Origin of the sequence: Pontibacillus halophilus JSM 076056 = DSM 19796, assembly GCF_000425205.1 — a bacterium.
Classification (GTDB): domain Bacteria; phylum Bacillota; class Bacilli; order Bacillales; family BH030062; genus Pontibacillus_A; species Pontibacillus_A halophilus.
In genome coordinates this window covers 23,482-37,394 of record NZ_AULI01000023.1, presented here as the reverse complement: position 1 = coordinate 37,394, position 13,913 = coordinate 23,482, and the positions used below count along the sequence as shown (strand labels likewise).

Genomic DNA, 13,913 nt, shown 5'->3' with positions numbered 1-13,913 from the left:
CTGTAGTCGGTCCCAAGGGTTGGGCTGTTCGCCCATTAAAGCGGTACGCGAGCTGGGTTCAGAACGTCGTGAGACAGTTCGGTCCCTATCCGTCGTGGGCGTTGGAAATCTGAGAGGAGCTGTCCTTAGTACGAGAGGACCGGGATGGACACACCGCTGGTGCACCAGTTGTTCCGCCAGGAGCATAGCTGGGTAGCTACGTGTGGAAGGGATAAGTGCTGAAAGCATCTAAGCATGAAGCCCCCCTCGAGATGAGATTTCCCATCACTTTAAGTGAGTAAGATCCCTTGTAGATGACAAGGTTGATAGGTTCGAGGTGGAAGCGTGGTGACACGTGCAGCTGACGAATACTAATCGATCGAGGACTTAACTTAAAAATTTGCGTTTCACATCTATTATGATTTTATCTAGTTTTGAAGGTACATCCTTCTATATAAGTTGAGTGGCGATAGCGAAGAGGTCACACCTGTTCCCATGCCGAACACAGCAGTTAAGCTCTTCAGCGCCGATGGTAGTCGGGTTCGCCCCGCAAGAGTAGGACGCCGCTCAGCAATTGAAAACACCTTTCAGGTTCTTCCTGGAAGGTGTTTTTTTGAATTTAGTCCATTTGTATAGAAATGAGCATTTGGAATTTTTATACAATGGGTCCTGTGTTAGGATGGAAGGATAGTTAAGCGGAGAGAAGGGATTGTATGATAAGGCGTCTATTCTATTACATAAGTGGGATCGGAATTCTAACGTTTGGGATATCCTTAGCCGTACTTTCGAGTTTAGGGACATCGCCTTTTGATGCACTACTAGTTGGGATGTACCGGACTCTTGGCCTGAGCATTGGGAGTTGGGAGATTATCATAGGTTTAACGATGATTGGTTGTAACGCAATAATTCAAAAGAAGAAGCCGGAATTGTGGGCAATCTTCACTTCATTGGTTACAGGGGTTGGGATAGACGGTTGGATGCATCTCCTGGGACCAATGTTTCAAGCGATTTCAATAGAAGAAAAGGTGATCCTATTAATAAGTAGCGTCGTCTTAAGTAGTCTCGGGATTGCTGTCTACGTTAAAGCTGATTTTGCTTTAATTCCCATTGACCGTTTAATGCTTGTATTATCTGAACGGCTCCCTTTGGGGATAGGTACCATTCGTCTCGGAATTGGCCTACTACTGGTGCTCATTGCTCTGTTTGTGAATGGCCCTATAGGGGTAGGCACCGTCTTAAATGCAGTAGTTGCCGGTTACCTCATACAATTCTTTCTCCATGTTCTTAATAGACATGACTATAACCAAGCGTCTAATGCAAAGTCAATTTCTTAGATAAGTGTCCCTACTCGAATTTGAAAGATTGATTTGAGTTGGATAGAAGAAGAACCCCCTTCTGGTAGATAGAGAAGGGGGTTCTTCTTATGAATAGGAATGATAGGCTGCGTTGGTACCAGCTATACGACCGGTAATAAGGGCAGATGTAATGTTATAGCCCCCTGTGTACCCATGGATATCAAGAATTTCACCGCTGAAAAATAATCGGTCCATCTTCTTCGAGGCCATTGTATTTGGAACAACTTCTTTCACAGATACACCACCACCAGTTACAAATGCTTTCTCGATAGATTGAGAGTCATGAACGTGGAAGGAGAAGTGCTTCAGGTCTTTCACAAATCCTTGTACTTTCTCTAGGGAGGTATTGGTCGCTTTGTCATCCGTACCTATGCTATTCTTTTCAAGGAGAAGTTCGAGATACCGTTCAGGCACCCATCCTTTAAATAAGTTCTTTACTGTACGTTTAGGAGCTTCATTCATAAGTTCGCGAGCCTGTTGCAATATCTTGTCTTCTTTCTCATGAGGAAAACAATCAATCGTCATCTTAACAGGACGGTGTCCTTTCTTAAACTCTTTAACAACGTATTGAGAGCAACGAAGAACTGCAGGGCCGCTAATTCCGAAATGAGTAAAGAGCATATCCATTTGGTGGGTAACGATTGTTTTTCCTTTTTCATTTACAACACTTAAGGCAACATCTCGTAAAGAAAGTCCTTGTAAACGCTTGTCTTGTATGAAGGCTTCTTGGGAAATGAGTGGCACTTCAGTCGGGTAGAGGTCAGTAATGGTGTGCCCGGCCTTTTCTGCCCATGCATACCCATCACCTGTCGAACCTGTATGGGGAACGGATTTTCCTCCAACAGAAATGACCAGTGATTTTGTTTCCACACGCTCTTTCGACAACAGTACAATTTCGTGCGAAGTTTCCCCGTAATGAATAGTTTCGACAGGGGCATCTTTCCATACGGTTACATTTAGTTCCTCAAGTCGTCCTAATAATGCATTCACGACATCTTTCGCCTTGTTGGAGGCTGGAAACATACGACCATGGTCTTCTTCCTTAAGCTCAACGCCTAGATTCTCAAAGAACTCCATAATGTCGTAATTATTGAAAACGGAGAAGGCACTATAGAGAAAGCGTCCATTACCTGGAATGTGCTTAATGATTTCATCTTGGGGAAGGTTGTTTGTTACGTTACAGCGCCCTCCACCTGAAATGGCTAACTTCTTACCTAACTTTCGGCCTTTATCTATTAAAATTGTGTTGGCTCCATTCTCAGCTGCAGCGATGGCTGCCATCAAACCAGAGGGGCCACCACCTATAACTGTTACGTCGTACATGAATATTCCAATCCTTTCTATATGAAAAACGTGTGTTGAAAGTCAACGATACCCTTGTATCTATGATAAAATAGATTCATTGCACTCTACAAACAAATGCAGGTGAAAACATGTCAGGATCGAACATCTTAAAGGGAACGATGATGCTCACAGCAGCTAGTTTTCTTTCAAAATTTTTAGGAATCATTTATATGATTCCGTTCGAGGCTTTAGTTGGCGCACAAGGTGCTGCTCTACTGACCTATTCTTATATACCATACACGATTTTAATTAGCGTTTCTACCTTAGGCGTACCACTTGCGGTGTCTAAATTTGTTTCCAAATACAATTCACTTGGCGATTATCAAACAGGCCAGCGGATGCTAAAGACCGCGCTGAAGTTTATGGCAGGTACAGGGTTACTTACATTTATGATTCTCTTTTTCTCAGCAGAAAGCATAGCTGAACTAGTATTATCGAATAATGAGGAAAGTAACCCGAATAATTCAGTTCAAGATGTCACGCTTGTCATTAAGATGGTGAGCTTTGCGTTACTTATTATTCCTGCTATGTCGATTACAAGAGGCTTCTTCCAAGGAAATAATAACATGAAACCAACAGCAGTTTCTCAGGTAGTCGAACAGATTGTAAGGATTGCGTTTTTACTTGCATCTGTCTTCCTAGTGATGAATGTCTTTAGCGGTAAGATTTCAACAGCTGTTGGGTTTGCCTCTTTTGCTGCCTTTATTGGAGCTCTAGGCTCTGTCGCTGTGTTAGCTTGGTATTGGAAGAAGAATAAAGCTACATTTACAGAACGAGCACAAGAGCAAACTGTTCCCTCAACTGGTAGTGAAGGAAGCCTATTAAAGGAGCTATTGTCTTACGCAGGGCCGTTCGTCTTTATTGGGATTGCAATGCCTTTATTCCAACTGGTGGATATGTTTACTTGGAGTAATGGAGGAATTACCGAGAACGAGTATGCGATTGTCTCTTCGTTGGGACATAAACTAGTGATTATTCCTGTTACATTGGCTACTGGATTATCACTCGCTTTACTTCCAGCGATTACAAAGTCGTATACAAGCGGAGATCGTACATCTCTCTTCCATCAAATGAACCAATCGCTACAAACGATTATTCTTCTCGTATTACCAGCATCAATTGGAATCTCGATTTTATCCTATGAGGCGTATAATGTTTTCTATGGGAGCGAAATTCTCTCAACGGCTGGTCCTTTGCTAAGGATTTATGCTCCAGTGGCGCTCTTTTATGCGCTATTCCCTGTAACGTCTTCCATCTTACAAGGTATTAACCAACAACGATTTGCAGTAATTAGCTTGGGCATTGGATTCTTCCTTAAGGTTTCATTGACCATCCCGTTTATGCAACTGTTCGGAGGAGCAGGGTTAGCAATCTCAACTGGCTTAGGATACGGAGTTGCGGTGTTGCTTAACTTGTGGAAGATTCGACGTGCGGTATCTTTCCCAATGCAACAGCTATGGAAGCGAACGTTGTTGATTGGTATATTCACATTGCTTATGGCTGTTCTTGTCCTCGCTATACGTTGGGTGCTCTCTTTCGCAATTGATTACAATGATGGTAGGCTCTGGTCAATCGTCATCATTGCAATTAGCGCCTTAGTGGGTGGAGGTTTCTACTTATATGCAGCATACCTTTCTTCCTTATTAGAACGTGTGCTAGGAAATCGAGTCAAAGTATTAGATCGCTTTATGAAGAGAAGACAACAAAGTTAGGAGACTACGATGAGAATTGATAAAGTATTAGCCAATATGGGCTATGGAACGAGAAAAGAAGTGAAGAAATTATTAAAGACTGGTGTGGTTCGTGCTGATGGCGTACCCCTTAAACACGGGAAGGAGCACGTCGATCCTTACGAACAGGAAATTACTATCTATGGTGAACTTGTTGAGTATCGAGAGCACATTTATCTGATGATGAACAAGCCTCAAGGGGTCATATCGGCGACTGAGGACCCGAATGAGCATACTGTGATTGATATTCTAGAACCAGAAGACCAAGTGTTCGAGCCTTTCCCTGTTGGCCGTCTAGATAAAGATACTGAGGGCTTTCTTCTCATTACAAATGACGGAAAGCTAGCTCATCAGCTTCTATCGCCTAAAAAAGGGGTTGGAAAACGCTATTTTGCCCATATTGAAGGTGTAGTGACAGAGGCGGATAAAGATTCGTTTCTAGAAGGTGTTGAGTTAGACGATGGGTATGTAACAAAGCCAGCACAATTAACCATACTCGAGTCTGGCGAGGAATCTATCATAGAACTAGTCATTACTGAAGGGAAGTTCCATCAAGTTAAACGAATGTTCGAAAGTGTTGGCAAGCAAGTTACCTACCTGAAAAGGCTCAGCATGGCAGGTATGGAGTTAGATGAAGACTTGGAGCCTGGTGAATATAGAGAGCTAAACGATGAAGAAATTGAATTTCTTCAGCAAGCTCAGAATAAAAAAGAAAGCTAAAAAAGACCCGGATGGAGACATCCGGGTTTCATTGTATAATTGATTAAGATATTTTTACTTTCTTTTCTGTTATTTGCCATTTTCCTCGATTCGGACTTGAAACAAGGCCATTATACTGTAACACGTGAAGGTCTCTCTGGACGGTTCGATCCGTGATGCCAAATTCCTCTGAGAGGTCAGTGGTAGTCACTGTCCCATGCTTTCTGATGTATAAGTAAATATCTTTTACACGATTGAGCATTCGGGATGTAGAACGATTCAAAAAACCACTCCTTAATGTTTGTTTGAAGCATGTTGCCTTATGAATCTCGGAAGTTGATTATAGTGTACATGATTTCGTTGTATAATGGCTAGTAGAAGGCAATAAATTTACAGAGAATTCACGTTTTTTACTATTCATTAGCGTGACCTTAAAGGAGTTGAAACATGAGCTTGATACGTAAATTAATGATGAAAGTTGTTCGAGTGAGTAATGGATTTATCTTCCTAATGACTGCTATCCTTGTGGTAGTTTCCTCTGCACTTATAACCTTCATTGAACCAAACCAATTTGAAACATTCTATGATGGATTGTGGTGGGTCATGACAACAGTTACAACAGTTGGCTATGGAGATTATTCTCCCGCCACAGGGGCAGGCCGTTGGGTCGCAATCTTCCTTTATATATTTGGGATTGGGCTAATTGGGGTTGTCATCGGAAAGATTATAGATGGATTTTCCGTCTTCCGCAAAAAGAGAGAAGAAGGTGATATTGTGTATTCAGGGAAAGGACATTACATCATTATAGGCTGGTCGAAGAAGGCTTATTATGCTGTTAAAGAAATTATTGATACAAAGCCTGAGGCTGAAATTGTCATCATAGACGATTTAGAGAAGGCACCCTACTTAAAAGAGCATATTCACTATATTCGGGGAAATGCTTCTGCGAAAGAAACCGTTCTAAAAGCGAATGTATCTGAAGCGGAGGCTGTATTGATTTTTGCTGATGACCGTATACAAGATGTTCAGTTGGTAGACGGCAAGACACTCCTAGTCGCTTCAACCGTAGAGACGTGTGACCCTAATGTACACATCGTTGTAGAGATAATGGAAGAAGAGCATATTAAGAATTTTGTTCATGTGAATGTAAATGAATTTGTGTTCTCTACTCAGACCGTTTCTACTTTAGCGGTTCGATCCGCCTTTACGAAAGGAATTTCAGGGTTTTATGGGCAGCTCATAAGCCGCTCTCATGGGGACGATTTATTTCAGATCCCTTTATCAGAACAGTGGAAGACTTACCGTGATGCGTTTGACGACTTGTTAAAACGGGGAGCAACCTTAGTGGCAGACCGACAGAACTTAAGTATTAACCGCATGTTGGATGAAGTAATTCCACCTGATGCTGAATTATTTGTCATATGCGATAAAGAGACCTATAAACAAATTGAAAGGGAGTATCAATCATGAGTCTAACGCTCTCAGAAACAAGCTTAAATGAGCTGAAATCTTATTACATAGACAAACTGAAAACGTTGCTAGCAATCGAGAGTACGTATGATGAGGGAACGATTTCTGACGGGCAGCCTTTTGGAGAGGGGATTCAAGAGGCACTACAATACATGCTTGCCTTAGGAGAAGAATCAGGATTTCAGAGTAAGAATGTCGATGGCTACGCAGGTCATATTGAATGGGGAAATGGAGAAGACCTCATTGGAATACTGGGGCATTTAGATGTTGTTCCTGGAGGAGAGGGGTGGACACACCCACCTTTCGAACCCTACGTGGAAGATGGGAAGATCTTTGCACGTGGTGCCCAAGATGACAAGGGGCCTGTTATGGCGGCTTTCTTGGCAATGAAGTGGCTTCATGAACTCGGGTTTCAACCTAAGAAGCGAATTCGACTCATTATGGGAACGGATGAAGAGCGTGATTGGCAGTGCATGAACTATTACTTCAAGCAAGAAGAAATGCCTTCAATCGGGTTCTCGCCAGATTCTAGTTTCCCGGTTACGCATGCGGAGAAAGGGCTGGTTGATATAGAAGTAACAAATTCTATTGAATCAGAAGAAGGCCATGCACTACAACTTGTCACGTTCCATGCTGGAGAGCGTTTGAACATGGTCCCTTATCGTGCGAATGCTACATTGACTGGTGAATCCCTTCATAATGTACAGGAGAATTTCTTGGATTATATAGAAGCTTCGGACTTTAATGGAACGGCTCAACTTGAGGACGAGCGTTTGCATCTTACACTGACGGGTGAATCTGCCCATGCTCAAGAGCCTAACGATGGACGGAGTGCGTGGCTTGGGATGGTGGAATTTCTATGTCTTCTGCCGCTTGCACCATCATTAAAAGAAAGCCTGACAGCACAGCATCGATTATTTAAAGATACAAGAGGAGAAGCACTTGAGATCAGGAGCGAAGATGAAATGTCAGGCCCTCTGACTGTGAATGTTGGGTACGGGACTTATGAGAATAATTCGTTGAACTTAGGGGTCAATATTCGCTATCCAGTGACAGACACATTGGAGCGATGGGAACCGACCTTTAGGGAGCAACTTCAATCCCTTGGGTACGATGTGCATATACGCGAGCACTTGGCACCGATATATTTCGAAAAGGACCATCCTTTAGTGCAACAGCTATTGGACATTTACAATAAACATACAGGTGAAGATGCTGTACCTGAAAGCATTGGCGGAGCAACTTATGCTCGTGCTTTAGACCAAGGGGTTGCTTATGGAGCCATGTTCCCTCATCACAAATCTACTGCCCATCAAGTGGATGAGCACGTATCCATTGACGATATGATGAAGGCTGCCTTCATTTATGCGGAAGCTATTTATACATTAGCCAATTAATGGCTGTTTCAAGGGGAGGAATAAACGTATGAATTTGGCGAATCCTCAGCGAACCTATCGGTATTTTCAAAGCTTTTACTTTTTTGTGTTCTTTGGATTTGGTTCTCTGTTTCCGTTGTTGTCGGTTTATTTAGAGAAAGAACAAGGGTTATCGCATACTCAAATTGGTACCATCGTGGCTATGATTCCGTTATTGACGATTTTCATTCAACCACTATGGGGGATTATGAGTGATTATACGAGAAGACCTAGAAGGTTATTGACGATAGCTGTGTTGATAGCGGGAATGCTGTCCATCGTCTATACGTATTTAGATGGATTTCTGTTGTTACTGCTAGGCATTTTATCAATTGCTATGTTTCAGTCCGCTGTCGTGCCACTCTCGGACAGTCTTTCTTTAAGTTTCGTCCAACAATACAAGAAAGAATATGGCAATATTCGATTGTTTGGTGCTTTAGGATTTGCGGTAGCAAGTTTTGTCGCGGGTCGAGTAACGGATCTATTTAGCAATACCACATGGGTATTTTACTTGTTCGCATTAGGTCTATTCTTGTCTGCATTTATGCTAATCCCGTTTCCAAAAGTCGGCCAGGAGATGAAAGTCGATTTCCGGACGGGGATTAGTCGGTTAATTAAGCAGAAGGAATTCTTGTTATTTCTGTGCTCAAACTTCCTAATCTTTGGTCCAGTCCTTGCGAATAACTATTACTTTGGAACGTTCATTCTCACAGTTGGTGGCACCTTGTCTGGAGTGGGGGTTGCGTTTCTAATTGCAGCTGGTAGTGAAGCCCCATTTATGAATATTGCTCAGAAAGTGATTAATCGCTTTGGTGTCATCCATGTCCTTATTTTTTGTGCACTTGTTTCGAGTATGCGGTGGTTGGTGTATTTCTTTGAACCTTCTGTCTCTGTCGTTTATGCGACAACAATTGTACAAGGTGTATCCGTTGGATTGTATATACCTGCTGCACTTCTCTTTGTAAGGGAAGTAGCGCCTTCTGATGTACAAGCAACTGCAGTAGGGTTATATTCTGCTGTTGGGAATGGTATGGGAAATGCGTTCTTCACCTTTATTGGCGGTGTATTGCTTGATTGGTGGAACGTATATGGAATGTATGCCTTCTTTAGTGGTATGACGTTGGTAGGGGTTGGTTTGACTCTCGTGGTACAGCGTATGACCTCTCCAACTTTGTTACAGAAGGAAGCGTAACAGAAGGAAGGAAGTCGAAGCTATGCATTATTTCATTGGAATTCGGACGGTTGGTTCAGAACATGAATGGTTACAAACAGCTCAAAAAGATATTAAGCGACAGCTTCCTATGAAACAATTTGTTCATCCGGAAGACTTTCATATTACACTTAAGTTTCTATCAGAATGTACCGAAGAAGTAGTAGAAGAATTAATTCAACGGCTCGGTGAGATTGAACAACGTGCATTTGCACTTACTTTGAAAGGCATTGGTTCTTTTGGAAATCCAACGACCCCTCGTGTGATTTGGGGCGGGGTTGAAGAGAATGAACAATTAACAATGTTGCATGAACAAGTTGTACGTTGTTGTGAAACGTTTGGGTCCCCTCAAGAGGATCGTCCATATCGCCCTCACATCACGTTGGCGAAGAGATGGGGAGGAGATCGTGCATTGAGTCTTCCTTTCAGTGGAATTGAAATAGTAGAAGGGAAGTCGAAGCACTGGGTCACAGAGTTCACGTTATTCAGGATACATCCGAATCGCTCTCCTAAATATGAAACGGTGCAAACGTTTCAACTGCAATAGAAAGGGTATGGTGTCCCGCCTTGGCTCAATTAGTAAAGTTGTTTGATTACATCTCAAGATACGAAACGAACCCATATAATTATCCAGGTCAATATATTCGTCTTAAGCAGGAGAATTATAAAACCATTAAAGCTAGATGGGATGCGAGGAATATCGCATACAAATACGGGTATGTTTCTCAGGAAGAAGAATCAAATCCGAAAGAGTTCCCTCAGACGGAACTTGAATTGAAGCAGGTATTCCTAAATGATTTACTGCCGTTCCAATTAAAATGGGCATCCAGAACGCTAACTGAACGCTCTTTTATGGATAAGCGGTATGAGAAGGACCCACAGTTAGCGTACTTTCTGCAACGGTTTCCAGACACTTACCTTGTTCTTTATGAGCCAATATTCAAGCTCAAAGAAGCGCCAATGCAAGGGGATCATGTCATCATTTCGCCACAAGGAATACAATGTATTTCATTTCTCGGAGACGAAGAAGGTGTTACATTTTATCCGTTTGACTCAAGGAATTGGTATAAAGAAAGTGGAGATGTTCGAACGAAGATATTAAATCCTTTATTATCTTTACAACGCACGTACCGTGTGGTGAAATCCATACTTGCAGCTCATAACATTGAGTTTCCAGTGGAGCAAGTTATTCTTAGTCAAGACCATATAATTTCGTTTTCAACTGAGCCCTACAATGCGAGGTACATTGGGAAAGCACAATATGAGGCATGGTTTGAGAGGATGCGTGCGCTACGCTCCCCTCTAAAACATACGCAATTAAAGGCGTTGGAAGCTATACTCAGCCATGCACAGACGACCTCATTCCGAAGAAACGAGTGGGATGACGAATCCGATCTTATTGAGTAGCGATGGCCTCCATTAAGTAAGGAGAAGGCTTTCCAATATAGTATCCTTGAGCGTAATGAACACCTAGTTGTTTCAACCATTCATACTCCTCTTTCGTCTCAATTCCTTCACCTAGAACAGAAATCTCGAGTTGATTGGCAATATCGATGACTTCTTTAAGAAATTGCTGCTTCGACTCATCTTGATGGCAGTCTGTTATGAAGGAACGATCAATTTTCACGAGTTGAGGAGTGAGTAGACTTAGACGTTCAAGCGTACTAAAGCCAGCTCCCACATCATCAAGAGCAACCTCCATACCGAATGTCTGATAAGTTCTTAGAATCCGTTTTAGATGGTCCACATCATCGATGGCTTCTGTTTCTACCACTTCGAATACGAGCTCAGCAGGGTTAACATTATAGCGATTGACGATAGAGAATGTATGACTTAGACAATGCTCAGGAGCATAAATCGTAGATGGAAGAAAATTAATGAAACACTTTTGTCCCTTAGGGATTAGTTCAGCTTTCTTTTTTACTGCTTCCTCCCTCGCTTTTTGATCTAGCATGGAGTGTAGACCGGCTCGTTGGGCGAAGGAGAATAATTGCATAGGATTGATCTCGTAATGAGTAGGACGTAATAACGCTTCGTACCCAAAAATGGAGTGGTCGCTTAAGTGAACAATTGGTTGCAGGTGAGTGGTAAACCAACCCTCCTCAATGGTAGCGGTCATTTCTGGGTATGTAAGTCTTTCGTAAAGATGCTGAACAAGTATTGGCTGAGTGGACGTTGCTGACTTTAAAGACACCAATTGCTCTTCCAATCCATCTTCAACAAGAGTAGCAGCAACCCCCTTTAATTCCTGAAGAGATTCATACTGGAATAGGTGATTGGTTCCCTGACTTTCCACCTCTAATAATGTTCTGTATAGAGAAGAAGCTTTGTTGTCTAACGATTTAACAATTAGTGTTCCTTTTTCTGGGATAGAGATACTTGTCCCACAATATTGACACGGATTCTCCACATAAATTCCTCCTTTTTTATACTAGTATAATAGATTATTGCAAATTTCAAAATCCTCGACTTCTCATGAAAGGGGTACCCATGTTTATTTTTCTCGTGAACCGTGAAGCAGGAGGTGGAAAGGGAGCTAAATTATTTGAGTCCATCCGCCATCATTCTCTTTTCACGGAAAAACGTTGTATGAGTTATTTTACAGAGTACGAAGGACATGCAGAAAAGTTAATCCAACAAATTGTCACGCTTTATTACCGTAAAATTCGTTGTGTATTTATTATCGGCGGGGATGGTACAGTTCATGAAGTCTACAATGGGCTTCTTCAACATCGCGCTGTTCCAATCTGTGTTCTACCAGCTGGTTCTGGAAATGATTTCGCAAGAGGACTTGGCTACAACGATTCCCCTATAAGCATGATGGAGAACGTAATGAAGATGCCTGAGGGCGCTTCCTTTAAAGGAGGCCGCTATGAAACGGCACATACGAAGCGCCATTTTGTAAACAATATAGGAATTGGGATTGACGGGGCACTCATTCACTCTACCCCTAAAACGCTTAAGAAGTGGCTGAATAAGCGAGGATTAGGTGTAGTTACGTACGCCTTAACCTTCTACAAAGCTATCCGGACGTTTTCACCATTCTCCTGTACAATCACGACTGATGGACATACACGGTCCTTAGAGGACTGTTGGCTCGTCGTAATTGGGAATCATCCATATTTCGGAGGGGGCATGCGAATTCTGCCAGATGCTCGGGCATCTTCATCTCTGCTATCGGTATTGACTGTGTCTAATATGCCAAAGTGGAAGATTGTTGTGTTGTTCTTGTCTGTTTTCTTAGGGAGGCACACACAGATAAATGGAGTTGAGCTTTGGAGAGGGAATGAAATAGAAGTGAATTGCCAAAGTGATGTGGTTGGGCAGGTAGATGGACTACCAATCACAATGAAAAGATATACCGCAAAGAAAGCACAAGATGACCAAGTTCTCTATAAATCGACAAAAAAATAAGTAAAACTTGAATTTCTATGGCGAAATACGTTAATCTATTGTATGTCTCTATAATTGTCGAGAGCTAGAATGACTAGAATCAAACAAGTTGCCTTTTGTTAAATTTTTAGGGATTTAGATGTATATCACTCATAAATAAGGTATACTTATCTTACCTTTATCAATAATTGAGACACGAAATAAACCTTATGAAGATTTGAGGAATTGAAGGTGAATTGGTTGGAACAAATACTCGGCAAAGATTGGACAATTACACCAGCAGGCGGTTCGACAGGCGAGGCCTATTATGCACAACGTGAAGGGAAACGCCTTTTCCTTAAACGAAATTCTTCACCCTTTCTTGCTGTACTATCAGCAGAAGGGATCGTTCCGAAACTCGTGTGGACGAAAAGAATGGAAAATGGAGACGTCATTACAGCCCAGCAGTGGTTAGAAGGCAGAGAGTTATCGCCTGGAGAAATTAATCATCATCGAGTTGCCCAACTATTGAGTAAAATTCACCATTCGTCTGAGCTACTCGATCTGTTAATGCGGATTGGAAAGAAGCCGCTTGATCCAGAGAATATCTTGCAAGCACTCAAAGCTGAGGAGCAAGAAGCGAGCTTTGTAAATACGAATATAGAAATTCATCAATCTTTGCGATATTTAAATGAACAGTTGAATCATGTTCAAGATCAACCCAAAGTGGTTTGTCATTGTGATATGAACCACAATAATTGGTTGTTAACAGATGATGACCAACTTTATTTAATTGACTGGGATAATGCAATGGTCGCGGACCCAGCTATGGACTTAGGGATGTTGCTTCATTGGTATGTTCCTGAAGAAGAATGGGCACAATGGTTAGAACTGTATGGTGTCGATTATAATGACGCCTTACAGAAGAGAATGTACTGGTACATCATTGCCCAGACGATTTCCTTTATTCAATGGCATAGAAATCGTAAAGAAGATACAGAAGCCGCTCGTTGGTTAGACGATTTGAAGCGGCTAATGGTCAAGTTAGGAATTATGAATCATTAGAAGCCTGTATGGAATTCGTCCATTGCTGTAAATGAGTTGTATGATTGGATATATGTTGAGAAAGGTCCTCGGCTAATTCGCCTTGACGTCCGTAATGATAGATGTCAGGAAGTAGGTCGAGGACTTCTTTGTTTGTCACATCTTCCTTGCTTAGTAAGGAATGGACAAGTCGTTGGATTTGTTGACATTCAGAGATACTTCCTTGGCATACTTCTGATTGCTCACTAAGCAAATCATATAAAATGTGTAATTGGTCTTTAGAAGTCAAAGGCAT

At 42.0% G+C, this 13,913-nt stretch carries 14 protein-coding genes and 2 rRNA genes; 12 read left to right on the top strand and 4 right to left on the bottom strand.

Translation table 11 applies throughout. The features are described from left to right. The 3 genes from H513_RS0116755 to H513_RS0116745 form a co-directional block, all read left to right on the top strand. Nucleotides 1-374 (top strand): 23S ribosomal RNA (locus tag H513_RS0116755); the annotation flags it as partial. 64 nt (nucleotides 375-438) lie between these two features. Continuing rightward, nucleotides 439-551: ribosomal RNA gene (rrf, locus tag H513_RS0116750) — 5S ribosomal RNA — on the top strand. 141 nt (nucleotides 552-692) lie between these two features. After that, nucleotides 693-1,313: a YczE/YyaS/YitT family protein gene (locus H513_RS0116745; protein WP_026801757.1), complete on the top strand. Its 621-nt coding sequence runs from the start codon at nucleotides 693-695 to the stop codon at nucleotides 1,311-1,313. Nucleotides 1,314-1,400: 87 nt separating this feature from the next. Here H513_RS0116745 and H513_RS0116740 read toward each other — a convergent pair whose 3' ends face one another. After that, nucleotides 1,401-2,657: a BaiN/RdsA family NAD(P)/FAD-dependent oxidoreductase gene (locus tag H513_RS0116740; protein ID WP_036770652.1), complete on the bottom strand. Its 1,257-nt coding sequence runs from the start codon at nucleotides 2,655-2,657 to the stop codon at nucleotides 1,401-1,403. A 110-nt stretch (nucleotides 2,658-2,767) separates the two neighbouring features. Here H513_RS0116740 and H513_RS0116735 point away from each other — a divergent pair, with 110 nt between their 5' ends. Both H513_RS0116735 and H513_RS0116730 read left to right on the top strand, forming a co-directional pair. Continuing rightward, entirely contained in the window at nucleotides 2,768-4,390 is a 1,623-nt protein-coding gene (locus H513_RS0116735; protein WP_026801755.1) for a putative polysaccharide biosynthesis protein, read from the top strand. Nucleotides 4,391-4,399: 9 nt separating this feature from the next. Next, complete coding sequence (locus H513_RS0116730) at nucleotides 4,400-5,128, top strand: pseudouridine synthase (RefSeq protein ID WP_026801754.1); 729 nt, start codon at nucleotides 4,400-4,402, stop codon at nucleotides 5,126-5,128. A 43-nt stretch (nucleotides 5,129-5,171) separates the two neighbouring features. Here the strand turns inward: H513_RS0116730 and H513_RS0116725 are convergent, their stop codons facing one another. Further along, entirely contained in the window at nucleotides 5,172-5,390 is a 219-nt protein-coding gene (locus tag H513_RS0116725) for a DeoR family transcriptional regulator (protein WP_026801753.1), read from the bottom strand. Between the two features lie 164 nt (nucleotides 5,391-5,554). Here H513_RS0116725 and H513_RS0116720 point away from each other — a divergent pair, with 164 nt between their 5' ends. Genes H513_RS0116720 through H513_RS0116700 form a run of 5 tightly spaced genes read left to right on the top strand, consistent with a single transcriptional unit; the run spans nucleotide 5,555 to nucleotide 10,609 of the window. Continuing rightward, the gene (locus H513_RS0116720; RefSeq protein ID WP_026801752.1) at nucleotides 5,555-6,577 is read left to right on the top strand and encodes a potassium channel family protein; all 1,023 of its coding nucleotides are present in this window, start codon (nucleotides 5,555-5,557) and stop codon (nucleotides 6,575-6,577) included. Next, nucleotides 6,574-7,974: a dipeptidase PepV gene (gene pepV / locus H513_RS0116715; RefSeq protein WP_026801751.1), complete on the top strand. Its 1,401-nt coding sequence runs from the start codon at nucleotides 6,574-6,576 to the stop codon at nucleotides 7,972-7,974. The genes H513_RS0116720 and pepV overlap by 4 nt, the downstream gene beginning before the upstream one ends. A gap of 28 nt (nucleotides 7,975-8,002) precedes the next feature. After that, nucleotides 8,003-9,184 (top strand): MFS transporter, encoded by a 1,182-nt coding sequence (locus H513_RS0116710; RefSeq protein WP_026801750.1) that lies wholly within the window; start codon nucleotides 8,003-8,005, stop codon nucleotides 9,182-9,184. A gap of 22 nt (nucleotides 9,185-9,206) precedes the next feature. Next, on the top strand, nucleotides 9,207-9,749 hold the full coding sequence (gene thpR / locus H513_RS0116705) for an RNA 2',3'-cyclic phosphodiesterase (RefSeq protein ID WP_026801749.1): 543 nt from the start codon (nucleotides 9,207-9,209) through the stop codon (nucleotides 9,747-9,749). Nucleotides 9,750-9,769: 20 nt separating this feature from the next. Beyond that, complete coding sequence (locus H513_RS0116700) at nucleotides 9,770-10,609, top strand: nuclease-related domain-containing protein (protein WP_026801748.1); 840 nt, start codon at nucleotides 9,770-9,772, stop codon at nucleotides 10,607-10,609. Here H513_RS0116700 and H513_RS0116695 read toward each other — a convergent pair. Next, nucleotides 10,599-11,612: an EAL domain-containing protein gene (locus H513_RS0116695; RefSeq protein WP_026801747.1), complete on the bottom strand. Its 1,014-nt coding sequence runs from the start codon at nucleotides 11,610-11,612 to the stop codon at nucleotides 10,599-10,601. The genes H513_RS0116700 and H513_RS0116695 overlap by 11 nt on opposite strands. 95 nt (nucleotides 11,613-11,707) lie before the next feature. Here H513_RS0116695 and H513_RS0116690 point away from each other — a divergent pair, with 95 nt between their 5' ends. Beyond that, on the top strand, nucleotides 11,708-12,616 hold the full coding sequence (locus tag H513_RS0116690; protein ID WP_197057422.1) for a diacylglycerol/lipid kinase family protein: 909 nt from the start codon (nucleotides 11,708-11,710) through the stop codon (nucleotides 12,614-12,616). Nucleotides 12,617-12,835: 219 nt separating this feature from the next. Beyond that, nucleotides 12,836-13,639 carry a phosphotransferase family protein gene (locus H513_RS0116685; protein WP_026801745.1) on the top strand — a complete coding sequence of 268 codons (804 nt, stop codon included), beginning with the start codon at nucleotides 12,836-12,838 and terminating at the stop codon, nucleotides 13,637-13,639. Here H513_RS0116685 and H513_RS0116680 read toward each other — a convergent pair. Next, on the bottom strand, nucleotides 13,626-13,913 hold the full coding sequence (locus tag H513_RS0116680; RefSeq protein ID WP_026801744.1) for a YtzH-like family protein: 288 nt from the start codon (nucleotides 13,911-13,913) through the stop codon (nucleotides 13,626-13,628). The genes H513_RS0116685 and H513_RS0116680 overlap by 14 nt on opposite strands.